18 protein-coding genes, 1 tRNA gene and 2 pseudogenes are annotated in these 22,961 nt (G+C 67.6%); 10 read left to right on the top strand and 11 right to left on the bottom strand.

The window, feature by feature from the left end:
• Nucleotides 1-143 precede the first annotated feature (143 nt).
• The 3 genes from LOK46_RS24595 to LOK46_RS24585 form a co-directional block, all read right to left on the bottom strand.
• Nucleotides 144-3,302: a multidrug efflux RND transporter permease subunit gene (locus tag LOK46_RS24595; protein WP_273560982.1), complete on the bottom strand. Its 3,159-nt coding sequence runs from the start codon at nt 3,300-3,302 to the stop codon at nt 144-146.
• 18 nt (nt 3,303-3,320) lie between these two features.
• Nucleotides 3,321-4,601, bottom strand: a complete 1,281-nt coding sequence (locus tag LOK46_RS24590; protein ID WP_443192841.1) for an efflux RND transporter periplasmic adaptor subunit — start codon at nt 4,599-4,601, stop codon at nt 3,321-3,323.
• Between the two features lie 156 nt (nt 4,602-4,757).
• Nucleotides 4,758-5,171 carry a hypothetical protein gene (locus LOK46_RS24585; RefSeq protein ID WP_273560980.1) on the bottom strand — a complete coding sequence of 138 codons (414 nt, stop codon included), beginning with the start codon at nt 5,169-5,171 and terminating at the stop codon, nt 4,758-4,760.
• 261 nt (nt 5,172-5,432) lie between these two features.
• Between LOK46_RS24585 and LOK46_RS24580 the strand changes: the two genes are divergently transcribed.
• The 3 genes from LOK46_RS24580 to LOK46_RS24570 all read left to right on the top strand — a co-directional run bounded on the left by LOK46_RS24580 (nt 5,433) and on the right by LOK46_RS24570 (nt 7,461).
• On the top strand, nt 5,433-5,996 hold the full coding sequence (locus LOK46_RS24580) for a L,D-transpeptidase (protein ID WP_012321389.1): 564 nt from the start codon (nt 5,433-5,435) through the stop codon (nt 5,994-5,996).
• A gap of 147 nt (nt 5,997-6,143) precedes the next feature.
• On the top strand, nt 6,144-6,692 hold the full coding sequence (locus LOK46_RS24575; RefSeq protein ID WP_273560979.1) for a formaldehyde-activating enzyme: 549 nt from the start codon (nt 6,144-6,146) through the stop codon (nt 6,690-6,692).
• 136 nt (nt 6,693-6,828) lie between these two features.
• Nucleotides 6,829-7,461 carry an outer membrane protein gene (locus LOK46_RS24570; RefSeq protein WP_273560978.1) on the top strand — a complete coding sequence of 211 codons (633 nt, stop codon included), beginning with the start codon at nt 6,829-6,831 and terminating at the stop codon, nt 7,459-7,461.
• 46 nt (nt 7,462-7,507) lie between these two features.
• Here the strand turns inward: LOK46_RS24570 and LOK46_RS24565 are convergent, their stop codons facing one another.
• Together LOK46_RS24565 and LOK46_RS24560 are read right to left on the bottom strand one after the other, a co-directional pair.
• Complete coding sequence (locus LOK46_RS24565) at nt 7,508-8,551, bottom strand: MaoC family dehydratase (RefSeq protein WP_273560977.1); 1,044 nt, start codon at nt 8,549-8,551, stop codon at nt 7,508-7,510.
• A 12-nt stretch (nt 8,552-8,563) separates the two neighbouring features.
• The gene (locus LOK46_RS24560) at nt 8,564-8,866 is read right to left on the bottom strand and encodes a YggT family protein (protein WP_010684838.1); all 303 of its coding nucleotides are present in this window, start codon (nt 8,864-8,866) and stop codon (nt 8,564-8,566) included.
• Nucleotides 8,867-8,989: 123 nt separating this feature from the next.
• Between LOK46_RS24560 and LOK46_RS24555 the strand changes: the two genes are divergently transcribed.
• A tRNA-Ala gene (locus LOK46_RS24555) sits at nt 8,990-9,065 on the top strand.
• Nucleotides 9,066-9,405: 340 nt separating this feature from the next.
• On the opposite strand, the gene LOK46_RS24550 is transcribed toward LOK46_RS24555, so the two are convergent.
• The 4 genes from LOK46_RS24550 to LOK46_RS24535 form a co-directional block, all read right to left on the bottom strand.
• Nucleotides 9,406-11,031 carry a recombinase family protein gene (locus LOK46_RS24550; protein ID WP_273560976.1) on the bottom strand — a complete coding sequence of 542 codons (1,626 nt, stop codon included), beginning with the start codon at nt 11,029-11,031 and terminating at the stop codon, nt 9,406-9,408.
• On the bottom strand, nt 11,028-11,630 hold the full coding sequence (locus tag LOK46_RS24545) for a DUF2924 domain-containing protein (protein WP_273560975.1): 603 nt from the start codon (nt 11,628-11,630) through the stop codon (nt 11,028-11,030). The genes LOK46_RS24550 and LOK46_RS24545 overlap by 4 nt, the downstream gene beginning before the upstream one ends.
• On the bottom strand, nt 11,630-12,232 hold the full coding sequence (locus LOK46_RS24540; RefSeq protein WP_273560974.1) for a DUF3489 domain-containing protein: 603 nt from the start codon (nt 12,230-12,232) through the stop codon (nt 11,630-11,632). The genes LOK46_RS24545 and LOK46_RS24540 overlap by 1 nt, the downstream gene beginning before the upstream one ends.
• A 137-nt stretch (nt 12,233-12,369) precedes the next feature.
• A complete protein-coding gene (locus LOK46_RS24535; RefSeq protein WP_273560973.1) occupies nt 12,370-12,642 on the bottom strand; it encodes a hypothetical protein in 273 nt (90 codons plus the stop codon).
• A gap of 289 nt (nt 12,643-12,931) precedes the next feature.
• Between LOK46_RS24535 and LOK46_RS24530 the strand changes: the two are divergent.
• The 5 genes and pseudogenes from LOK46_RS24530 (at nt 12,932) to msrA (ending at nt 19,525) form a co-directional block, all read left to right on the top strand.
• Nucleotides 12,932-13,550: pseudogene (locus tag LOK46_RS24530) on the top strand (tyrosine-type recombinase/integrase).
• A gap of 346 nt (nt 13,551-13,896) precedes the next feature.
• The gene (gene hemP / locus LOK46_RS32870) at nt 13,897-14,094 is read left to right on the top strand and encodes a hemin uptake protein HemP (RefSeq protein ID WP_337251953.1); all 198 of its coding nucleotides are present in this window, start codon (nt 13,897-13,899) and stop codon (nt 14,092-14,094) included.
• 507 nt (nt 14,095-14,601) lie between these two features.
• On the top strand, nt 14,602-16,749 hold the full coding sequence (locus LOK46_RS24520) for a TonB-dependent hemoglobin/transferrin/lactoferrin family receptor (RefSeq protein WP_273560972.1): 2,148 nt from the start codon (nt 14,602-14,604) through the stop codon (nt 16,747-16,749).
• Between the two features lie 549 nt (nt 16,750-17,298).
• Complete coding sequence (locus LOK46_RS24515; protein ID WP_273560971.1) at nt 17,299-18,327, top strand: IS110 family transposase; 1,029 nt, start codon at nt 17,299-17,301, stop codon at nt 18,325-18,327.
• 680 nt (nt 18,328-19,007) lie between these two features.
• A pseudogene (gene msrA, locus LOK46_RS24510) lies at nt 19,008-19,525 on the top strand (peptide-methionine (S)-S-oxide reductase MsrA).
• Nucleotides 19,526-19,556: 31 nt separating this feature from the next.
• On the opposite strand, the gene LOK46_RS24505 reads toward msrA, so the two are convergent.
• Together LOK46_RS24505 and LOK46_RS24500 are read right to left on the bottom strand one after the other, a co-directional pair.
• Nucleotides 19,557-20,363, bottom strand: coding sequence for an SDR family NAD(P)-dependent oxidoreductase (locus LOK46_RS24505; protein WP_273560970.1), 807 nt, complete (start codon nt 20,361-20,363; stop codon nt 19,557-19,559).
• Nucleotides 20,364-20,447: 84 nt separating this feature from the next.
• Complete coding sequence (locus LOK46_RS24500) at nt 20,448-21,620, bottom strand: zinc-dependent alcohol dehydrogenase (protein WP_273560969.1); 1,173 nt, start codon at nt 21,618-21,620, stop codon at nt 20,448-20,450.
• Nucleotides 21,621-21,844: 224 nt separating this feature from the next.
• On the opposite strand from LOK46_RS24500, the gene LOK46_RS24495 reads away from it, so the two are divergent.
• On the top strand, nt 21,845-22,924 hold the full coding sequence (locus tag LOK46_RS24495; RefSeq protein ID WP_273560968.1) for a molybdopterin-dependent oxidoreductase: 1,080 nt from the start codon (nt 21,845-21,847) through the stop codon (nt 22,922-22,924).
• Nucleotides 22,925-22,961: the final 37 nt, after the last annotated feature.

Genomic DNA, 22,961 nt, shown 5'->3' with positions numbered 1-22,961 from the left:
CCGGTTCCGATCGCCAGCTTCGACACGCCCCGTCTTTGCGAGCGCAGCGAAGCCATCCAGGGCGGCGCCACGCCTCGCGACGTCGCGCTGCCCTGGGTCACGTCGCTCCGCTCGTGATGACGGAGCGCGCGGGCGACGCCGGCCTACTCGGCCGCCACCCGCGCGGGCTCGCGCCGCGTCTCCGCCTCGGCCGCCTCGCCCTCCGCCACCGCCTTGCGCCGGAACAGGCGCATGACGACGACGAAGAAGACCGGCACGAAGAACACCGCCAGCACGGTCGCGGTGATCATGCCGCCCATCACGCCGGTGCCGATCGCCTGCTGGCTCTTCGAGGCGGCGCCGGTGGCGATGGCCAGGGGCACCACGCCGAAGATGAAGGCCAACGAGGTCATCACGATCGGCCGGAACCGGAGCGTCGCCGCCTCGACCGCGGCCCGCACCACGGAGGTGCCGGGCTTCCACAGGTCCTTGGCGAACTCCACGATCAGGATCGCGTTCTTGGCCGAGAGGCCGATGATCGTGATCAACCCGATCTTGAAGTACACGTCGTTGGGCATGCCGCGCAGGTACACGGCCGCCACCGCGCCGATGACGCCGAGCGGGATCACCAGCATCACCGAGACCGGGATCGCCCAGCTCTCGTAGAGCGCGGCAAGGCACAGGAACACGATCAGCACCGACAGGGCCAGCAGCAGGCTCGCCTGGCTGCCCGCCTGCTTCTCCTGGTAGGACTGGCCCGTCCAGGCATAGCCGAAGCCCTTGGGCAGCTGCAGCATCAGCCGCTCCATCTCGGCGATGGCGTCGCCCGACGTGTAGCCGGGGTTCGGCTCGCCGGTGAAGCGCACCGACTGGTAGCCGTTGAAGCCGACGATCTGGCTCGGCCCCATGCTCCATTTCAGCTCCGCGAAGGACGACATCGGCACCATCGTGTTGGTGGCGTTCTTCACCGCGTAGTTGAGGATGTCCGCCGCGCTCATGCGCTGCAGCTGCTCGGCCTGCACGTAGACGCGCTGCATCTTGCCCCGGTTGGGGAAGTCGTTCGGGTAGACCGAGCCGAGGTTGAGCTGGATCGTGGCGTTGATGTCCTCGAACTTCACGCCGAGCGCGGCCGCCTTCTCGCGGTCGATCACCAGCTCCGCCTGCGGGGTCGGCGGCAGGCCCTCGATCTTCACCTTCTGGAGGATCGGGCTCTGCTGCGCGAGCTTCAGGAGCTGCTCCTGGGCCGACAGCAGGGCCGCGTAGCCGCGGTTGGCCCGGTCCTGCAGGCGGAACGAGAAGCCCGCCGCGTTGCCGAGGTTGTCGACCGGCGGCGGCTCCTGGGCGTCCACCGTGGCGTCGCGGTAGCTGGCGAGCGCCGCGTTGGTGCCGGCCACCAGCGCGGCGGCCGAGTTCTTGGCGTCGCGCTCCGACCAGGGCTTCAGGGTCACGAAGGCCTGACTGGTGCTCGGGGCCTGGCCCGAGAACGAGAAGCCGTTGAGCATCGTCACGGTGGCGACGCCGGGCTGCGCCAGCAGGTGCTCCTCGACCTTGCGGACCGCCTCCTGGGTGCGGTTGTAGGAGGCGCCGGGCGGCGTCTGGATGTCGACCGTGAAGAAGCCCTGGTCCTCCACCGGCAGGAAGCCCTCCGGCAACTGCACGAAGGCGTAGGCCGTGCCCGCCACGAGCGCGAGGTAGACCAGCATCACCCGGCCGGACTTCCGGATGAACGCCGCGGTGCCGCGGCCGTAGCGGGCGGTCTCGCGATCGACGAAGCGGTTGAACATCCCGAACACGCCGCCCTTGGCGTGGCCGTGCCCCTTCTCGATCGGCTTCAGGAAGGTCGCGCAGAGCGCCGGCGTCAGCGACAGGGCGAGCAGCGCCGAGAAGGCGATGGAGGTCACCATCGCGATCGAGAACTGCCGGTAGATGATGCCGACCGAGCCGGGGAAGAACGCCATCGGGATGAACACGGCGATCAGCACCAGGGTAATGCCGATGATCGCCCCGGTGATCTGCCCCATGGCCTTCTTGGTGGCCTCCTTGGGCGGCAGACCCTCCTCGTTCATGATCCGCTCGACGTTCTCCACCACCACGATGGCGTCGTCGACCAGGATGCCGATGGCCAGCACCATGCCGAACATGGTGAGCACGTTCACCGAGAAGCCCGAGATCCACATCACCGTGACCGTGCCCATGAGGGCGATCGGCACCACGATGGTGGGGATCAGGGTGTAGCGGATGTTCTGCAGGAACAGGAACATCACGAGGAAGACCAGCACCACCGCCTCGACCAGCGTGTGCAGCACCTTCTCGATGGAGGCCTCCACCGCCGGGGTGATGTCGTACGGGATGTCCCACTTCAGGTCCGGCGGGAAGAACTGGGACAGCTCCACCATCTTGGCGCGGATGGCCTTGGCGGTCTCCAGCGCGTTGCCGTCGGGGGCCAGCGTCACCGAGATGCCGGCGGCCGGGCCGCCGTTCAGGCGCGTGGAGAACTGGTAGGCGTCGCCGCCGAGCTCGATCCGGGCGACGTCGCGCAGGCGCACGTTCGAGCCGTCGGAATTGGCCCGCAGCACGACGGCGCCGAAATCCTCGATCGTGCCGAGCTGCCCCTTCACGATGATCGGCACGGTGAGCGACTGCCGGGTCGGGCTCGGCTGCGCGCCGACCGAGCCGGACGCGACCTGGACGTTCTGGTTGCGGATCGCGTCGGTGACGTCCGAGGCGCTGAGCGAGAGGCCGCGCAGCTTGTCGGGATCGACCCAGACGCGCAGCGACCGCTCCGTGGAGTAGAGCGTCGCGCGGCCGACGCCGGGGATGCGGCGGATCTCGTTGATCACGTTGCGGATCAGGAAGTCGCCGAGACCCACCTCGTCCATCGACCCGTCCTTGGAGACGAGGGTGATGATGTTGAGGGTCGCGGCCGAGGCCTCCTCGACCAGGATGCCCTGCTGGCGCACCTCGGCCGGCAGGCGCGCTTCCACGCGCTTCAGCCGGTTCTGCACCTCGACCGAGGCGAGCGACGGGTCGGTGCCCGGCTGGAAGGTGGCGGTGATGTTGACCGAGCCGAACGAGTCGGTGGTCGACTCGAAGCTCATGATGTTGGCGGCGCCGTTGAGCTCATCCTCGATGAGCCGGGTCGTGCCGATGTAGAGGCTCTCCACCGACGCCCCCGGATAGGCCGTGGACAGGGCGATGGAGGGCGGAGCGATCACCGGATACTGCGCCACCGGCAGGTTCGGGATCGCCAGGGCGCCGCCCAGGCAGATGAACAGGGCCACCACCCAGGCGAAGACCGGGCGGTCGATGAAGAAGCGTGCCATGATCGGGCTCTCCCCGGCTCAGTGGCGCTGCTGGACGGCGGCGGCCCGCGGCGCGACCTCCGCCTTGTCGCCGGGCGCGTCGGGCGCCTCGTCGGTGTCGTGCTTCGGGCCGGTCTCGCCGTGCACCGGGGTCTGGTCGAGGGGCTTCACCTTGGCGCCGACGGTGATCTTCTGGAACCCGTCGATCACGACGCGCTCGCCGGCCTTCAGCCCCGAGCGGATCAGCCAGTTCTGCCCGACCACCGGCCCGACCTCGACGGGCTGGCGCATGACGGTCTCGTCGCCGCGCACCACCCAGACCTCGGCGCGGCCGTCGTCGGTGCGCTGGATCGCCTGCTGCGGCACCGCGATCGCGTCGGAATCGATGCCCTGCTTGATCCGCGCCCGGACGTACATGCCCGGGAAGAGTTCGTCGTGCGGGTTGGGGAACTGCACACGCAGGGTCACCTGCCCGGTGCTCGGGTCGGCGGTGACGTCCGAGAACAGCAGCCGGCCGGCCAGCGGGTAGAGCGAATTGTCGTCCATGATCAGGTGGACGTTGGCGGTGTTGTCCTCCAGCCGCGCCAGCTCGCCGCTGGCGAGATCCCGGCGCAGGCGGTTCAGTTCGCCGACCGACTGGGTGATGTCGACGTAGATCGGGTCGAGCTGCTGGATCGTGGCGAGCGCTCCCATGGCGCCCGGCTCGATCAGCGTGCCCTCGGTGAGCAGCGCCCGACCGATGCGGCCGGTGATCGGCGCGCGCACGTCGGTCCAATCGAGGTTGAGCTGCGCCTTCTGGCGGCTCGCCTTGGCGCCGGCGACCTCGGCCTCCGCCTGCTTCTTGGCCGCGAAGGCCGCGTCGAACTGCGCCTGGCTGGCCGTGGCGCGGGAGAGCAGCTGCTCCAGCCGGTCGGCCTGCTGGCGGGCGAGCACCAGGGCTGCCTCCTGGCGGGCGAGGGCCGCCTCGGCGCTGGCGAGTTCGACCTCGTAGGGCGCCGGGTCGATCTTGTAGAGGATGTCCCCTTCCTTGACCATGCTGCCCTGCTCGAACAGCCGCTTGACCACGAGGCCGGACACCCGGGCGCGGACCTCGGCAATGCGCATCGGCGCGACGCGGCCCGGCAGGTCGCGCAGGTACGGGATCGCCTGGGGCTCCACCTTGACGAACCCGACTTCCGGCACCGGCGGGGTCGGGGCGGCGACCTGCTTCGGGTTGCAGGCGGCGACGCCCAGCAGGAGCAGGGCCGCGGGCAGGAGGGCAGTCGCGCGGGTCGAGGCGCGGGCGGACGACAGGGTTCTGGTGGACAAAGTGCGGGTCACGATTACCGACGCTCCTGAAAGCATGCGTCTGCTGAGGCTGGCGCGGAGCATGGGCCCGCGCATCGTCGAGTCAGATCCCGGGACCGGTCACGAAGCCGGTCGGACGAAGATCGAAACAGGCGCGCCTTCGTGCCGGCCGCGAGACCGGCGCGCGCGTCAGGCCCGACGTGGAGGCCGGTGCGGCGAACCGTCCGGCGCGGAGGCCGGCACGCTGTCGGACCTGTAATCGAACGACGCGGAGACCGTGTGGCGGGGGCGCGGCGCGTCGACCGGCGGACGCGGCAGCCCGAGTTCGGTGAGGATCTCGCTGTCGGCGGCGCAGAGATCGGTGCGGCCGAACACCGACCGCTTGGTCTCGGGCTGCGCATCGGGCGCGCCGGACAGGATTGTCAGGCGCGGGCTCGCGACGGCGCAGGCCGGGCCCGCCGCCCGCGCGGTCTCGGCCCGCGCGGGCACGGCCGCCAGCGCGGCCGTCGCGAGGACGAGCAGCACCAGCGCGGCGAGGCCCCGGGCGAGGCGGTCCGGCAGGCCCGCGACGCGGCGGGCCAGAAGGGCGGCGGATCGGATCACGGATCCGAGATAAGCATAGCTGTCGCCGCGCGCAATCACCCACAGCGTCGCGCCACCCGCCCAGTGTTGCGCGCAGCACACATCTACGCCCGGAAGTGTCCAAGCCGGCGGCCTGGCCTCAACCTTGCCGTGAAGTCCGGGCCGGCTCGCCCGATGCGCGCAGGGGTTTCGCGCCGGCCCGATCCGGGAGCGACCGAGGTCTGCCAAGGTCCGCGAAGGTCCGCGAGAACCCGCGCCGCGACGAACGGAGGACGGAAGACCATGTCGAGACGGATCGCGCTACTCGGGCTCGCGGGCCTGCTGCTCGGGAGCGCCCCGGCGGCGGCCGCCAACCCGCTGGACAGGGGGCCGATCGCGGACTTCCTGAACATCTTCCGCAGCCAGGCGATCCCGCGCGAGACGGTGGCGTGGACCGGCAAGGAGAAGCCCGGCACCATCGTGGTCTCGACCCGCCAGCGCCGGCTCTACTACGTGCTCGGCGGCGGCGCGGCGGTCCGCTACGGCGTGGGCGTCGGGCGGCAGGGCTTCTCGTGGTCCGGTACCAAGACCGTCACCATGAAGAAGGAATGGCCGGACTGGCGCCCGCCGCAGCAGATGCTGGCCCGCCGCCCCGACCTGCCGCGCTACATGGCCGGCGGCCAGGACAACCCGCTGGGCGCCCGCGCCCTCTATCTCGGCTCCTCGCTCTACCGCATCCACGGCTCGAACGAGCCCGAGACGATGGGCGCGGCGGTCTCGTCCGGCTGCATCCGCATGACCAACAAGGACGTGGTCGACCTCTACGACCGGGTCCGCGTCGGCACCAAGGTCGTCGTGCGCGACTGACCGGGCGGGTGGCGGCGACGGCCGCCGCCCTCCCCCTGCGTCTCAGGGCAGCCTCGAGCCGCGCCCGCGTCGACAGGCGCGGCGGGCCGGTGATAGGAGCCGCGCCGTCGGGCAGAGCCGGATCGCCCGACCTTGACGAGGGACAGCATGAACGAGCGCATCATCCTGCGGGCCGGTGAGGCCCTGGTCGCGGGCGGACCGCCCAACACCGCCTCCGAGCCCGAGGTCATCATCGGCGAGCTCGACGGGCCGGTCGGCACCGCCCTGGCCACGCTGACCGGCGATCAGGTCGTCGGCCACAGCCGCGTCTTCGCCCTGCTCAACACCGACATCATGGTCCGCCCGGTCACCCTGTGCGTGTCCAAGGTCAGCGTCACCGAGAGCAAGTACACCTCGATCCTGATGGGCACCGTCCAGTTCGCCATCGCCAACGGCGTCCTCGACGCCGTGCGCGCCGGCTACATCCCGAAGCACAAGGCCAACGACCTCGGCATCATCTGCTCGGTCTGGCTCAGCCCCGGCGTCATCGACGCCCAGCACGTCGACCACAAGGCCCTGTTCGACATCCAGCGCAAGGGCATGACCGAGGCCATCCGCAAAGCCATGACCAACGAGCCCTCGATCGACTGGCTCCTCGAGAACCAGGACAAGATCACCCACAAGTACTACCAGATGGGTCTCGACGGAAAAATCTGAGCGCCGGGCCCCGCGGCGATCGCTTACCCGCCGCCGCGGCCATCCGGCCGGCGGCCGGCGGACAGGGCGCGCACGATCCCGCGGGCGGCCACGGCCAAGCCTGTCGCGACCCGACGCCTTCGGGTAGGATGACGGCATGAGCAGGCGCGCCGATTCCCGTCCGTTCCGCCGCCTCGCGGCCGGCCTCGTGCTCGGGGCCTGCTGGCTCCCGGCCGGCCCCGCCGCCGCCCAGGCGCTGTTCTGGCCGTCCATCGGCTTCGCGCCGCTGCCCTCCTTCGCGTGGCCGCAGATGCCCGAGGACGCGTACGGCCGCTGGACCGGCTCCTACGCCCGCCTGTCGACCGGCTACGCGGTCAGCACGTCCCGGCATCTCGGCAGCTATTCGGGACCGACCATCGGGTTCGAGGGCGGCCGGATGTGGCAGGAGGGCCCGATCCTCTACGGCATCAGCGGCGGGTTCGATTATCTGGCCGGCCTCGGCGGCAACCTCACGCCGGGCTACGGGCGCCTCGCCTATTCCAACGACTTCGCCGGGTCCCTGGAGGTGAAGGTCGGCACCCTCGTCGCGCCGGACGTGCTGGTCTACGCCAAGACCGGCGCCCTGGCCCTGCACCAGACGCTGCGCGCCGGGCCGACCCCGGGGTCGCTGCCGTTCACGCGCCAGGATATCGCGGTGCGGCCGGTCGCCGGCGTGGGCGTCGAGTGGGCGGTCACGGACCGCCTCTCGCTGGCGGTCGAGGCGGGCGTGGTCGGCGGCGGGATCCGCTGAGGCGCCCCGCCGGCACCGCCTCGCGGCGGCGCCGGGGTGCGGGCGCCTATCTCGGCACGAACGCCCAGTAGTCGAGGTCGAGGATCACCGCCGGGTCGTAGCCGTCGCCGGCGCGGTCCGGGAAGGCGCCGCAGGGCTGGTTCTTGGTGGCGACCGTGCGCAGGCGCAGGAGGCCGACGTCGTCGCGGCCGACATCGGCGGTCGCCAGCACCTCGCTCCAGGCATAGACCGTGTCGCCGGAGAACAGCGGCGCCACGTGGCGGCCGGCATTGATGCCCGCGAGGGCGAAGGCGTTGCCGAGCCCGTTGAAGCTCAGCGCCCGCGCCAGCGAGATCACGTGGCCGCCGTAGATCAGGCGCCGGCCGAAGCGGGTGTCCTTGGCGGCCAGCCCGTCGAAATGCACCTTGGCGGTGTTCTGGAACAGGCGCGTGGCGATCTGGTGCTCGGCCTCCTCGACGGTCATGCCGTCGACGTGGTCGATCTTCTCACCGACCGCGTAATCCGCGAAGCGGTGCGGGCTGCCGGCGAGGTCGGTGTCGTAGGCGGCGGCCGAGAGCTTCGGCAGGGCGCCCGCGAGGTCCTGCGGGTCGACCACCTTGGCGAGGCTCGGCACGTGCTCCTCGGCGATCGCCGCCTCGGGGTCGCGCTTGCGCACGAGCACCCAGCGGCAGTAGCTCAGCACGGTCTCGCCGCGCTCGTCGGAGCCCACCGAGCGGACATAGACCACGCCGGTCTGCCGGTTCGAGCTCTCCTTGAGGCCGATCACCTCCGACACCGTGGAGACCGTCTCGCCCGGGTAGACCGGCCGCCGGAACCCGCCCTCGGCGTAGCCCAGATTGGCCAGCGCGTTGAGGGAGACGTCCGGGACGGTCTTGCCGAACACCATGTGGAAGGTGAGCAGGTCGTCGAGCGGGCTCTTCGGGTAGCCGATGGCACGGGCGAAGGCGTCCGACGACTGCACGGCGAAGCGCGGCCCGTAGAGGCCCGTGTACAGCGCCACGTCGCCCACCGTCACGGTGCGCGGGGTGGCGTGGCGGATGGTCTCGCCGAGGCGGAAATCCTCGAAGAAGCGGCCGGGATTCGTCTTCACGGGCGGGCGGTCCTACTGCGCGTAAACGTAGGTGGCGGGCACGGCGTACTCGTGCAGCAGGCGGCTGATGAACAGCAGCAGCAGGATCAGGATGATCGGCGAGATGTCGACGCCGCCGAGATTGGGCAGCAGGTTGCGGATCGGCCGCAGCACCGGCTCGGTCAGCCGGTAGAGCACTTCGCCGATCTGCGCGACGATCGGGTTGCGCACGTTCACCACGTTGAACGCCACCAGCCAGCTGAGAACCGCGCTTGCGATGAGGACGTAGATGAAAAGCTGGACGACCGTGTCGAAGAGCCAGATCAGGGCGTTCATGCGGGTCCGCGCGTATCCTTCGGGGCGCCCGCACCCGAGCGCCGGAGCGGCGCGCGGCGGGCGACGTTGAAACAGGGAATTGACAGGCCGAGCCGCCCGCGCCTACAAGGCCGGCGCCTCGACGGGGCTGTAGCTCAGATGGGAGAGCGCCGCAATCGCACTGCGGAGGTCAGGGGTTCGAATCCCCTCAGCTCCACCAGGCAGTTTTTGGAAACTGCGTGTCTGGTGGTCGAGACGAAAAACGCCGCGGCGTCCGAGGTTTAGCCGCGTCTCCACGACGAATTATCAGCCTCCACCCCGTCAGGCCACGGATAAGTGCCTGAACGAGGCCGCCGTCTCCGCTGCTACCAAACCCGTTTCCGCGCACTTGATTCGATGATCGATGCATAGGTCGTTCGCTGCGAGCGCACGGCGATGCGAACGCGAGCGGGTGCCGACGACGCAAGGTTGGTAGCGCTGAAGTTCGGCTCAGACGGCAGGGGATTGGATCGCCCGGTGATGGACCCGGCGCGCGTCGATGCGGTGGCGCGGCGATGCGCTCACAAGCCCAGGGCGCGCTCCTGCTCCGCCCAGGATGCCGGCAATCCGGCCAGATGCCGGACGCCGATGCCACGCGGCAGGCGACCGTCGACGATGGCCCGAACGATCCGCGGGGCAAGATGGGCGACCGGCAACATCATCCGCACCGCGCGCTCGCTGCAGCCCTCGTGCAGTGCGATGGCCGCAGTACTCGCCGCACGCGCCGCAACGAGATCGTCGACCCAGGCGCGGCTGCGGGCGATGGCCGTGAGGATGCGAGCGCGGTCCTCGACCTTCATCGGCCGCAAGCCATCGCGCTCCACGCCCGGGGGCACGACGATTTCCCGGCGCCGACGATGCCCCGTGGGCGACCAAGGGATGCGGATCGGATCACGCCCGTCCCCATCGACCAGCTCGATCAACAGCGAGTCAGGATGGACCGTCACCCGCGCGAGGTGGGTCGCGATCACCTCGGCGTCGCTGAGGATCTCGAATACCGGAGCGGATGGCGATGTGGACGCGCCAGTCGAGAGAAGCGTCGCGCGCAGCGCCTGGACCACGCTGGCCTCGAGCGCGTGGGCGGCGATGCGCCGGACCGCGCAGGCCGGCAGCCCCCGGACCGCCGGCCGGCTGACGTAGTACCGGTAGCGCCGCCCACCCTTGGCCGTGTGGCTCGGGGTCATCGCTTGGCCATGCTCGTCCCGGATGCATCCGGTGAGCAGATGCGCGCCCTCCCGCCGCCGGGCGGTGTGCGTGTGGTGATTGGCCGACAGTTGCGCCTGCACCGCGTCGAACATCGCCGGGTCGACGAGGCCTATGTGCTGGCCCTCGTGCACGCGACCTCGGTGACTGAGCCGGCCGACGTAGATCGGATTGGCGAGAATCTTGTACAGGTGCCCGCGGGTGAACGTCCCGCCCCCGACCGACTTGCCCTTGCCATCGCGGCGTTCGGGCACGCGAATGCCGGTGGCCTCCAGTTCGGTGTGCAGCGCGCTGACCGTGCCGAGAGCGCGATAGCGGGCGAAGATCGCGCGCACGACCTCGGCCTGCTCCTCGACGACGTGCAGCGCTCGGGCCTCAACGCGGTAGCCCAACGGCACGACGCCACCCATCCAGATGCCCTTGCGCTTAGACGCGGCGATCTTGTCGCGGATGCGCTCGCCGGTGACCTCGCGCTCGAACTGGGCGAACGAGAGGAGGACGTTGAGGGTGAGGCGTCCCATGCTGGTCGTGGTGTTGAACGCCTGGGTCACCGACACGAACGAGGTGCCGTGCGCGTCGAACAGCTCGACGAGCTTGGCGAAATCAGCCAGCGCGCGGCTAAGGCGGTCGACCTTGTACACGACGATGACGTCGACCTGACACTCGCGCACGGCGTCGAGCAGGCGCTGGAGGGCGGGACGTTCGAGGGTGCCGCCAGAGTATCCGCCATCGTCGTAGCGTTCGGGCAGGAGCCGCCAGCCCTCATGGGCCTGGCTCCTCACGTAGGCTTCGGCGGCCTCGCGCTGGTTGTCGAGCGAGTTGAACTCCTGCTCGAGCCCTTGCTCGGTCGAGACACGCGTGTAGATCGCGCAACGCAGCGTCGGGCGGGCGCCCGAGGGGGGATGCTGTGCGGCATTCGCCGACCGCCGCGGTTTGACGCTCACGCCGGGGCCCTCCGCTCACCTCTCTCCCGCCCGCCCCCCATCGCCTTCTCGGCCCGCTCGCGCAGGCCGAAGAAGCGGGGGCCGTTCCATTTGGTGCCGGTGATGGCGTGGGCGACACGGGACAGGCTGGGATAGGTCGCCCCGTCCCAGGCGTAGCCGGCCTCGAGCACGGTGACGGTGTGCATGCGCCCGCCCCACTCGCGCGAGAGCTGCACGCCAGGGGTGTGCCCGCGCCGATCCGGCACTGGGACCGCGATGGCGGTCGAGTTGGCCCCAGCGCCGGGCTCGGACCTGTCTCGTTCAGCCCCCGCCCCCCGCCCAGCTATGAAACGGCCGAGGACCTGCGCGGTGTCGCGGTCGAGGTCGCCCAGCGCGCCGATCTGGAGGCGGTGGGCGAGGATGCGAGCGCACAGGGCGGGGGAGAGGCCGGGCGGGGCGGCGGAACCGAAGTGCCGCCGCCAGCGCCGGGCGAGGCCGGCGGCGTCGAGGCCGGCGAGTTCATCGAGCGCAGCGGCGAGCCGGTCGGCAGCGGGGATGGCCTCCGCCCTGCCCCCCGCTCTCACCGTCTGCGCCGCGGCCGGCGTGCGCTGCCCACCCATCAGGCTGCCGCCGCAGTCGCGACAGCGGCCTCAGCCGTCGGCGTGCGCCGGGGCTTGCGCGCCCGGGGCGGGGCGGCCAGGATCACTGGCGCGGGGATGCAGTAGGCGATGGCGTCGTCTGGCCGGGCAGCCTTCAGCAGTGCCTGGCCGCCGGTGCGGATGCGCGAGAGCGCGGCGCGGGTCGTGTGGGGCAGCCAGCCGGTGGCCGCGGTCAGCTCGGCGAGCGTCGCCCCCTGCTCGCGCCTCAGCAGCGCCAGAACCTGCGCCTTCTTGCTCGAGATCGCGGTACCGGCGGGACCGGCCGGTGTGGCGGCAGGAGCACCCGCAGCCACCTTGGCAGCGCGCGGCGGCTTGGGCGGGGCGAGGCCGACGGCCCGGTATCCGGCGGGGGTGAGGCGGTGCGGGCCACCCGCCTCGGCGGGTGCGATCACTAGGCCATCGCGCAGGAGACGGCCGAGTAGCCGCGCATGGGTGGCAGGCTTCATCGCGGCGGGGGGCGTCAGTCGGCCCTCGTCCGCTGCGGCGGCCTGCAGCAGGCCAGCCTCGGTCCGGTTCAGCGGGACAGTCGTCGGGGCGGTGGCGGTAGCATTCGTGGCGGTCATGGTGATCGTCTCCGTAGCGGCGGGTGAGCTCCGCCACCGGCCCGACCCCGCGATCGGCCCTTCGATGGGCCGGCGGGGTGAGGCGAGGACGACCACTGGTGGCGACCGCATGGGGACGGCCGCGCGCGAACGGACGGTCAGTCGCCGGGGGCGAAGGTCTCGGCGGCCTTTCGGTTGATGCGGCCGATGAGGCAGATGGCGCCGTGCAGGGTCCGGGCCTCGCTGAGGGGGACGTCGAGGTCGAGGACGATGCGCACTGCCTCGCGCTCGGAGCCGGCACGGGCGCAGACCAGGGCGGCCTTGGCGAGGGCGGCGGCCTCGGTCAGGCGGGCGCTGATGGCGGCCAGAGCCGCGGTCACGCTCAGGCCGGCCTCGCTCGTATCCGTCCGGCCCGTGGTCGTCTCGCTCATACCGTCACCCCGTGCGCGTCGCTGCCTCGGCCCGCGGCTGCGTCGGGCCGGTCAACACACACGCTCCGTTGGCGGCGACAGTCCAGTCGAAAGTACCGGATCCCGCCGACATCCGCGTCGTAGTCCGGGAAGGCCTCCGCCAACGCGAAAAATTGATCCATAGCAGCGCCCTCGGACGTCTGCTTTCCGGCAAACCAGTTCCGGTTAGGAGTCTTCGGGCGCACGGCTGCGGCGTGGGCGGATTGCGGTCGGGGTGTGATGCTGATGGTTCCTCAAACGGAGCACCATCATGCCTTCGACGATCGAAACCACCCGTCGACCGTGGAGCCTCGGCCGCCTCGTCGGTCTCAGACACCCTTTAAGCCGAAGCACATCTGGGCGATCCGCATCCGCCTGCAACACGAGAGCCGCACCTGCAACCTCGCCCTGTTCAACACCGCCATCGACAGCAAGCTGCGCGGCTGCGACCTCGTCCGCCTGCGCGTGGCCGCCGTCCACCTTGGCGACGGCGTCCGCCTGTGCACCACCATCGTGCAGCAGACGACCGGTCGGCCCGTCCCATTCGAACTGACCGAGACGACCCGCGAGACTCTGGCAGCCTGGCTGAAGCTGCGGGGGCTTCGTGATAGCGATTGGCTGTTCCCGAGTTGCGCCGGCCGGGCGAACATCTGACGACGCGCCAGTATGGCCGGCTCGTGGACGATTCTGTGACGTTGATCAGCCTCGACCCGGCGGGCTACGGCACGCACAGCTTAAGCCGGACGAAAGTGGTGCTGATCTATCGGCGCACGGGCAACCTGCGCGCCTGCCAGCTGCTGCTGGGGCATACGAAGCTTGAGAGTACGGTACCCTATCTCGACATTGAGGCGGACGACGCGCTGGTGATGTTGGAGCAAACCGATATCTGACTATCGCCGCGGCAGCTCTCCGGGCTGTCGCCCTCAAACGCTCACAGTCCGAGAAGAATGGCAACCGGACTTTGGCTCTTGATCCGGAAGCGGACGTTCCGCATCCATTCCATGTAAGCCGCCTGAACCGTCGTAAACGTTTATTCGAAGCGGTCGTTCGTCCTCACCCCCGTCGCAGCCCTCAAATACCTTAGATGCCGATGCCGAAACGAACATCGTTCGGACACTATGAAGGTACGGCGTCGATATGTTGCGGCCTTGTACGGACTCGGCTATATAATCCAAGGCAGCAACAAATCGCGCACAGTAGAATAATTCAAAAGCTCGGTCATTGCAGACGTTTAGCATGAAAAAATCCGATGATCGATTTGTATCGAGTGCCGATCTAAATTCTGACGCGGTTGGCAGTCAAAGTACGCATCCAAAAATAGAGATCGACACTGTTGACCTAATGTGCGGCCAGCGTGAGATAATCATTCTGCATGCAGGAGAGCGCTACTGTCTCCGCATCACCGCCAATGACAAACTGATTCTGACCAAATGAAAGGTCCGGCCGCCTCGTCCCCGTCGACGTGAAGTCGAGGGTGATCAGTGCCCTAGACCGGTGATGCCGCACGCTCAGCACCACAAAGCGCTGGCGGAAGCTACCGGGCTATGCGCTGCTCGGCGACGCGCTGCTCGTACTCGCTGATGTGGCCGCTGACCTCGCCTCTGGGACCTGCCGAAACGCCGATCAATACCCGCGCGAATGCGGGTCGCAGCCATATCGCAGATACGTTGGCTGATTCTCTAGATTTGAACAGTTGGTAGCTATTCATTCTGCTGAGGCTAGTGTTGCCGAGATGCAACATCTCACGTTAGAAGAAACCCTAGTCTATAGCGATTTCATCTCCGTATAGGAATGACTTAGACTGAAGCCAAACTGGCGTTGCGCCAACGTCGTTGACCGTGCCGCCGGGACGATCGCATCAGACCTACAGCCAGCCAGCCAGCCAGCCTTCCGCCAGCCAGCCAGCCGCCCTCGCTGTCTCCTGTCCCTGCGGAAGCCGTCATGCCCTCGTCGCGCGCCCTCTCTTCCTGTCGATCCGGCCTAGTGGCCGGCGTCTCGCTACTTTCGGTGGCCGCCGCGCAAGCGCAGACAGTACCTACGCCACCCGCATCGACGACAGCCGTAAGTCTCGACACCCTGACGGTGACGTCGACCAAAACGGAAGAGCCGGCAATCGACGCTCTGTCCGGCACCAGTGTCGTCACCCGGGAGCAGATCCGGCGCCTGCAGCCGAGCCGCCTGTCCGAGGTTCTGCGCGATGTGCCCGGCGTGACAACGCAGGAAAACCAGAACGATCCGGCGCAGGCGATCAACATCCGCGGACTGCAGGATTTCGGGCGGGTCAACGTGCTAGTGGACGGCGCGCGCCAGAATTTCCAGACTTCGGGTCACAGCGCAAACGGCGTATTCTACCTCGATCCGGAACTGGTCGGCGGCGTTGACATTACGCGTGGCCCGACCGCAACCATCTATGGCTCAGGTGCGATCGGCGGCGTGGTCAGCTTCCGCACTCGCTCAATCGATGACATCCTTAGACCCGACGAGACGGCGGGTGCGGTACAGAAGTGGAGTTTTGGCACCAACGGCCAAAAGTTTCTGAACTCTACAGCGCTCGGCGCCCGCATTGGCACGGGCGCAGACGTGTTCGGCCAGTTCGTCTACCGCGACAACGCCCCCTACCGCGACGGCCTCGGCAACCTCGTGCGGGACACCGGCAACGAACTGACTTCGGGCCTTGCCAAGTTCAATATCCGACCGGCCGAAGGCCACGAGATCAGCGGCACCGCTCTGATCCAGGATTTCGACTTCACCAACAACGGAACGAGCAATGCCGGCGCGCGCTTCAACAACGCAGTGCAGGCTGACACTTACACCCTCGGCTACCGCTTCGCGCGGCCAGACGTGGCACTCGTCGACTTTAATGCGAAGGGCTACTACTCAACAACCCACAACAACCTGACCTTCCTCAACGACACCGCGAGCGGCCTCTACGGCAATCTCGGCGTCCGGGCCGGCAACCGCATTAATTACGACATCGAGACTACGGGCTTCGACGTCTACAACACCGCCCGTTTTGATACCTGGGCGCTCAGCCACGCCTTGACGATCGGCGGCGATGCGGTGTTCGACCGGGTGAGGACCACTGACATTGCCGGCGGCTTCGGATCGGCTTTCACGCCCTCTGGCGAGCGTACGCTAGCCGGTGCCTTCATCCAGGACGAGGTGCGCTACGCCACCTGGCTGCGCGTAGTCGGCGCGTTACGCTATGACCATTACGACTTGTCGGGCGGCACTTACCGCTCCAGTGGCGATCGCGTCTCGCCAAAGATAACCGTCGGGGTCTCCCCGATTCCCGGCGTCGAGTTCTACGGCACATACGCAGAGGGGTATCGAGCGCCCTCGATCACTGAGACCCTCGTCCAGGGTATCCACCCCTTTCCAGCCTTCAACATTCTGCCGAACCCAAATCTTAGGCCGGAGATTGCACACAACGTTGAAGGCGGCGTCAACATCAAGTACAATGACGTTCTGAAAGCGGGTGATACGTTTCGCGCGAAAGCAAATATCTTCAATAACAACGTCGACAACTTTATCAACATCTCTGCGGTCGGTCCAACCTATTTTGTCCCTGCGATAGCGGGGATCCCGGCCTCAATCTGCGCTGCCCGGCCCGGGCGTTTCCCCTGCGTCATCCCGGTACGCTCGTTCCAGTACCTCAACGTGTCGCAAGCCGAACTCTCGGGCGTCGAGTTGGAGGGTGCTTACGACTGGGGCGGTGGCTTCGTGTCGCTCGCGGCAACGCATACCGAGGGACGCGACAAATCCACTCGCCAGACGCTCCTGACTGTGCCGCCGGATCGGATTAGTGCCACGCTTGGTTTACGCTTTTTGGAGAACAGCCTCACGGTCGGCACCCGACTGACATTCGTGGACAGCCGCCTCAACGTGCCGTCGGGCGCAACGATCCTGGCGACCAAAGGCTACAGCCTCGTCGACCTTTTCGCCTCATACACGGTCAACGATCGCATCCGGGCCGACTTCATCCTCCAGAACGCGTTCGACAAGCGTTACACGCAGTACCTCAATTTGCTCCCAAGCCCGGGCCTGACTGCGAAGGCAGCGATCAGTATCAAATTCGCGACGCGATGACTTTTGCCTGCAAGCGTAGGATCTAATAGTATGCGATTGGTCGAATTTATGCCATGCTCTCTCAATCATAGGATTATCGAATTCAAACATACAGCAATCGTTTAATAAAATATTTCGACCTTATCAAATTGGCAAGGCTGAGAGCTTTCGAGAACCGAGAAAAGTTGCGAGCGGGCATGGAGACGACGTCCGGCTCCATGCATCGCCGCGCAAAAGCAGACCGGCGGAAATCCACCCGTTCCGGTCGTAGTCTGGGGCTCATCGACCTGCCCGTAAGCAGGCGCTCCCATCTTCGGCAAAGGGTCGACTCCGGACGGCCGCTTACCAAAACCTTAATGTCCACTGTCGGGTGGTGGGCTGATGTCTGCTCATGGCGCGAAGCTGCGATCTGGAATGGCAGGGTTTGGCCGAAAGCGGCCGGTCCGCTTCGGAGCTCAGGCTGCAGGTAAGCAGATGGGGTGGATGGCTCCCGCTCCAACTGACGGCATCTCGGTGCCAAGATGTGGTCGCTGCCGAAGCAGCAGCCACGCAGATGCAGGAGCCATCCCCATGAAGATCACCACCGTCGGCATCGATCTGGCCAAGAGCATCTTCCAGGTTCACGCCGTCGACGCGGCCGGGCACGTCGTTGTTCGGAAGGCGCTGCGGCGGGCGCAGGTCATGCCGTACTTCGCCAAGCTGCCGCGCTGCCTGGTCGGCATGGAGGCATGTGGCACGGCGCACCACTGGGCCCGGGAACTCATAAAGCTCGGCCATGACGTGCGGCTGATGCCGCCGTCTTACGTGAAGCCGTATGTGAAGCGCGGTAAGACCGATGCGAACGACGCCGCTGCCATCTGCGAGGCAGTGACGCGCCCGAGCATGCGGTTCGTGCCGGTGAAGTTGACCGAGCAGCAGGCGGCGCTGGCGCTACACCGGGCGCGCGACCTGCTGGTCAAGCAACGCACGCAGTTGGTGAATATGATCCGCGGCCTGCTCGCCGAGTTTGGGATCGAGATGGCGCGGGGCCTGCGGCACGCGCTCGAACTGGCGGCCCGGCTCTCGGCCGGAGACGCGGCCGAGGTGCCGCCGTTAGCCCAGCGCGTGGTGACCGGGTTGGCCGATCAGATCGGGGCCGTGCAGATCCAACTCACCCGACTGGAGAAGGAGTTGCTGGCCTGGCACCGGGACAGCGACCTGTCGCAGCGCCTGGCGACGATCCCGGGTGTCGGCATCGTGTCGGCAACCGCGTTGGCCGCCTCGGTGAGCGAGCCCGAACGCTTCCGCTCCGGTCGGCAGTTCGCGGCCTCGTTGGGCCTGACACCGCTGCAGAACTGCAGTGGCGGCAAGGAGCGCCTGGGCCGGATCTCGCGCATGGGCGACCGCTACCTGCGCCGGCTGCTCGTAGTCGGCATGACCTCTCTGATCCGGCGTGCGAAGACGACACCGACCTCGGTCGACCCGCGGCTGCCGGCGCTGCTGCAGCGTAAGCCGGTGCGCGTGGTGACTGTTGCGGCGGCCAATCGCACGGCGCGGGTCGCCTGGGCGATCATGACCCGCGGCGGCACCTACCGCGCACCAGCGACCGCGGTCGCCTGACAGCACGAAGAAAAGCGTTTTTGAGGTTGCGAGGACGATGAGAGTTGATGGCGAACCGGTCAGACCGGGAGCTGGGACACCCCGCGTAACGTCTAGGGCGTCATAGCCCGCTAAGCAGAGTGGGACCCAGTTCGCGGATACCATCAGGGCCAGCAGTCAACATGAACGACTGCATCGACAGGCCGGACACAAGACTGCACCCGACCAACGCGTCAGAAGCTCAATTCGCCACTTGCAATGCGGGAGCCATCCACACAGGACGTTTCCCGCTGCCTTTGAGCTTTCGCTTCGTCAAACGCGGTGTTCTTCCAACAGGCACACGTACCCCGTTACGGCGACGCGGACCTCGCCGTGAACCCAGCGATCTGGATCACCAACATCACAGCGTTGCTGGCGACCGCCGTGCTAGCCGATACCGGTGATAGCCGCCCCAAAGATCCGCATTCGGATCCCAAAGTTCCGCATCGCAACAACCTGAGGTAATTAGGCCGCCCAGGGAATGGGCGGCCTTTAGAAAACTGGGTTGACCCGGGGCAGCGTGATTAGCCGTGCGCCGCCAAAGGAGAGATGTGCTTCCGGCCTCGCCTCGCTTGCGCAGACGTGGCGCCGGGTCACTGGGCGTGGCGCTCTCCACATCCCAATATCCAGGACACGAGCGGAACGACTATCGAGGAGTTGCGATGAGAACCGAAAGGGCCGTGCTGGCCGGTGGGTGCTTCTGGGGCATGCAGGACCTAATCCGGCGCCAGGGGGGCGTGGTTTCGACCCGCGTCGGCTACACCGGCGGCGACGTGCCGAACGCGACCTACCGCAAGCACGGAACCCATGCGGAGGCCATCGAGATCGTCTACGACCCGGCCCGGACGAGTTTCAGGCGCATGCTGGAGTTCTTCTTCCAGATCCACGACCCGACCACGCCGAACCGCGGGGCAACGACCGGGGCCTGAGCTACCGCTCCGCCATCTTCTACGCCGACGACGACCAGCGCCGGGTGGCGGAAGAGACCATCGCCGATATCGACGCCTCCGGTCTCTGGCCGGGCGGGGTCGTAACGGAGATAGCCCCGGCCGGGCCGTTCTGGGAGGCCGAGCCATAGCACCAGGATTACCTAGAGCGTATCCCCAATGGGTATACCTGCCATTTCATCAGGCCGAACTGGGTGCTGCCCTCGCGTGCTCACGCGACGCAGGACGCGTAAGCCTGCCCGGGCCGGCGGAATGTCCGGCGTCTCAGGTTCCCATGGCCATCACGGAACCACCGTCGACCCGCAGGAACTCGCCGTTGATGAAGCTGGCACGTTCGGAACAGAGGAACGTCACGGCCGCCGCGACTTCCTCCGCCTTGCCACGGCGCTTGGCGACAATGCCGGGACGCTCCTCGTCGAGCGTCAGCTTGATCGCCTCGTCGAACGAGATACCCTTCTTCTTGGATTTCTTCTCCATCTGTGCGTCCGTCATCGGCGTGGCGATGAAGGCCGGGCCGACCGCGTTCACGAGCACGCCGTCCGGACCGTAGGCCTTGGACAGGCCCTTTGCGAGGTTCAGGACCCCGGCTTTCGCGGCCGCATAGGGAAGTTCCTCGATGTAGGGCTGCACGGCATCCTCCGAGGAGAACAGCACGACCCGGCCCCAACCCGCCTTGCGCATGTGCGGGATGAAGGCCCTGGTCGCCCGGACGCCGGCCATGAGGTCGGTCTGGATCGCCTCTAGCCAGTCGTCGTCGGTGAGTTCGAGGAAGTCCCCAGACGCGCCGGTGATGCCGGCGGCGCAGACCAGGATGGTCGGCTTGTCTTCGAAGGCCATGTTGGCGAAGGCGGCGAGCACCTCGATCCCCTTCGCCTCGCTGAGGTCGGCCTGGACGGCACGGACCTGACCCAGTGCCGACAACTCTTCGGCGGTCGCCTCCAGATCGGGTCCTTCCTTGTCGGTGAGGACGACGTGTACGCCCTCGCGCAGAAGATGCTCCGCGGTCGAGCGCCCAATGCCCGACTTGGCGCCCGTCACGACGGCAACCCGCCCTTTGATTCCGAGATCCATCAGTTTCGTTCCCTTAGCATCCATGTTCCGCCAAACATGAAGAGGACCCTGGATGCGTGAGTTGACGAGGATCGACGCAGTCGCTCAGTTCGGGTGGAACACGACCTTCACGCAGCCGTCCTTCTTGTCGCGGAACGTCTTGTAGAGGTCCGGCCCGTCGGCGAGGTTCGTCGAGCGGTGGGTGATCATCGACGTCATGTCGATCTTGCCCGCCTGGATCAGCTTGGTCAGCGTCTCCAGGTAGCGCTTCACGTGGGTCTGCCCGCTCTTCATGGTCAGGCCCTTCTGGACGATCATGCCCATGTTGACCAAGATCGGGCCGCCGTAGACGCCGGGCACCGAGACGATGCCGCAGGGCCGCACCGCCTTGATCGCTTCCATCAGAGCGTAGGGACGCTCGGTCGAGGTCAGCTTCTCCTGGATCGTGTTGACGAGGCTGGCGACGCCGTGGCCGGCGCTGGCCTCCATCCCTACGCAGTCGATGACGCCGTCGGCGCCCTCGCCCTTGCTGATCTCCTTGATCCGCTCGAACACGTCCTCCTTGGCGTAGTCGATGATGTCGGTGGCGCCGTAGGTGCGGGCGAGCGCGAGGCGCTCCGGCACCGTGTCGATGGCGATGATGCGTCCGGCCCCCATGATCTTGGCCGACTGGATCGCGAACAGTCCGACCGGCCCCGCGCCCCAGACCGCGATGACCTCGCCGCCCTCGATCTCGCAATGCTCGGCCCCTTGCCAGCCGGTGGGCAGGATGTCGGTGAGGAACAGCAGCGACTCGTCATCGACGCCCTCGGGGGCCAGCATCGGCGCCACGTCGGCCATCGGCACGCGCACGTACTCGGCCTGGCCCCCGGCATAGCCGCCGGTAAGGTGCGAATACCCGAACAGGCCCGCGGTCGGGTAGCCGAACTGCGCCGCCGCCATGGCGCCGTTGCGGTTCGAGCGCTCGCAGACCGACCAGTTCCCAAGCCGGCACTGGCGGCATTCGCCGCAATTGATGTTGAACGGGACGACGACGCGGTCGCCCTTTTTGAACTTGGTGAAGCCGGGACCGACCTCGACCACCTCGCCCATGAACTCGTGGCCGAGCACGTCGCCGGCCTTCATGGTCGGCATCTGGCCGTCCATCAGGTGGAGGTCCGAGCCGCAGATGGCGCAGGACGTCACCTTGAGGATGATGTCGCGCGCGTCCTCGATCCGCGGATCGGGAACCGTGTCGCAGCGGATGTCGCCCTTACCGTGCCAGCACAGTGCCTTCATCGAGGTTCTCCGGTCGGTGGCGAAGCCATGTTCCCCCTAAGAGGAACGCGCTCGCGAACAAGGATGCCTTTGAGAAGTCCGCCTCCTTCAGGGTGTTCCGTAGCGCCCGTCCACGTGCCGCGATGATTGCGGCCCACGTTCGAACCCTCTCTCCTGGGCCGCTGAATGACCCTTACCGTCGCCGGTGCGTTCACACCCGTGGCCTAATCCTTACGGGAACTCCGATGTCGAGCCTGACCGAGCGCAAGGCACGCCTGATCGTCCACGGCGACCAACCTTACAACGCCGAACCGCCCCTCGACCGATTGCGGGCCTCCTACAGGACGGCGGCGAAGGATTTTTACGTCCGCTCACATGGCAACCTACCGGACCTCGACGAGGCAACCTGGCGCCTTACCGTCGATGGCGGAACCGGCACCGCGCTTGAGTTGTCGCTATCCGAATTGCGGGCTTGCTTCCCGGAAACCACGGTCACGGCCACGATGCAGTGCGCCGGCAATCGCCGTGCCGACATGCGGGCGGTCGCCCCGGTATCCGGTGACCCGTGGGACGCCGGAGCCATCGGCACCGCCGAATGGACCGGGGTGCGACTCGTTGACGTCCTGCGAGAGGCAGGGGTCGCCGAGCGCAAGGGCCTCCATGTCGCCTTCGAGAGCCACGACACGGTGGAAGGCCATCCCTACGGCGTCTCGGTTCCACTCGCCAAGGCCATGGCGCCCGAGACCCTGCTGGCCTACGCCATGAACGGCGATGCCTTGCTCCCGGAGCATGGCTTCCCGGTCCGCGCGGTGGTGCCGGGCTTTGCCGGCGTACGCAGCCCCAAATGGCTCCGGCGACTGAGCGTCCAGGACCACCCCTCGGACAATCCGATCCAAGCAAGCGACTACAAGCTGTACCCGGCAGACGTGACCGCCGAGACCGCCGATCCGGCCAATGGGCACACCATCGATACGATGCCGCTGAACGCGGCGATCTGTGAGCCGGCACGCGGGGCCATTCTCCAGCCAGGGGGCAACCAAGTCCGCGGTTACGCCGTGAGCGGGGATCGAGCCATCGTGCGCGTCGACATCTCCGGGAACGGCGGCCGGTCCTGGGTGCAAGCCGAGCTCGAACACGAGGCCGACGCGCCGTTCGCGTGGGCGTTCTGGAGCACGAACCTCGACCTGTGCCCGGGCGAGCATGAGCTTGTCGTGCGCGCCTGGGACGAGGCCGGCCAGACGCAGCCAGCGCTGCCGGACGAGACGTGGAACCACAAGGGCTACCTGTGCGCCTGCTGGCATCGGGTACGGGTGAACGTCACCTAGGGACGGGCGTCCCGGGATGTCGACCGGCTACGCCCTC

The sequence above is a fragment of the Methylobacterium sp. NMS14P genome (assembly GCF_028583545.1).
In the GTDB taxonomy this organism is placed as follows: domain Bacteria; phylum Pseudomonadota; class Alphaproteobacteria; order Rhizobiales; family Beijerinckiaceae; genus Methylobacterium.
Note: the sequence above shows the minus strand (reverse complement) of the source record. Positions and strands in the feature narration are given on the sequence as shown.

What these genes read in the sequence shown, in the direction of transcription:
- LOK46_RS24545 (WP_273560975.1), bottom strand. Translation starts at nt 11,630, where the DNA reads ATGGGTGGGCAGCGCACGCCGGCCGCGGCGCAGACGGTGAGAGCGGGG.
- LOK46_RS24595 (WP_273560982.1), bottom strand. Translation starts at nt 3,302, where the DNA reads ATGGCACGCTTCTTCATCGACCGCCCGGTCTTCGCCTGGGTGGTGGCC.
- LOK46_RS24505 (WP_273560970.1), bottom strand. Translation starts at nt 20,363, where the DNA reads ATGGATCTCGGAATCAAAGGGCGGGTTGCCGTCGTGACGGGCGCCAAG.
- LOK46_RS24500 (WP_273560969.1), bottom strand. Translation starts at nt 21,620, where the DNA reads ATGAAGGCACTGTGCTGGCACGGTAAGGGCGACATCCGCTGCGACACG.
- LOK46_RS24535 (WP_273560973.1), bottom strand. Translation starts at nt 12,642, where the DNA reads ATGAGCGAGACGACCACGGGCCGGACGGATACGAGCGAGGCCGGCCTG.
- LOK46_RS24570 (WP_273560978.1), top strand. Translation starts at nt 6,829, where the DNA reads ATGAGCAGGCGCGCCGATTCCCGTCCGTTCCGCCGCCTCGCGGCCGGC.
- LOK46_RS24520 (WP_273560972.1), top strand. Translation starts at nt 14,602, where the DNA reads ATGCCCTCGTCGCGCGCCCTCTCTTCCTGTCGATCCGGCCTAGTGGCC.
- LOK46_RS24575 (WP_273560979.1), top strand. Translation starts at nt 6,144, where the DNA reads ATGAACGAGCGCATCATCCTGCGGGCCGGTGAGGCCCTGGTCGCGGGC.
- hemP (WP_337251953.1), top strand. Translation starts at nt 13,897, where the DNA reads ATGAAAAAATCCGATGATCGATTTGTATCGAGTGCCGATCTAAATTCT.
- LOK46_RS24560 (WP_010684838.1), bottom strand. Translation starts at nt 8,866, where the DNA reads ATGAACGCCCTGATCTGGCTCTTCGACACGGTCGTCCAGCTTTTCATC.
- LOK46_RS24515 (WP_273560971.1), top strand. Translation starts at nt 17,299, where the DNA reads ATGAAGATCACCACCGTCGGCATCGATCTGGCCAAGAGCATCTTCCAG.
- LOK46_RS24495 (WP_273560968.1), top strand. Translation starts at nt 21,845, where the DNA reads ATGTCGAGCCTGACCGAGCGCAAGGCACGCCTGATCGTCCACGGCGAC.
- LOK46_RS24540 (WP_273560974.1), bottom strand. Translation starts at nt 12,232, where the DNA reads ATGACCGCCACGAATGCTACCGCCACCGCCCCGACGACTGTCCCGCTG.
- LOK46_RS24580 (WP_012321389.1), top strand. Translation starts at nt 5,433, where the DNA reads ATGTCGAGACGGATCGCGCTACTCGGGCTCGCGGGCCTGCTGCTCGGG.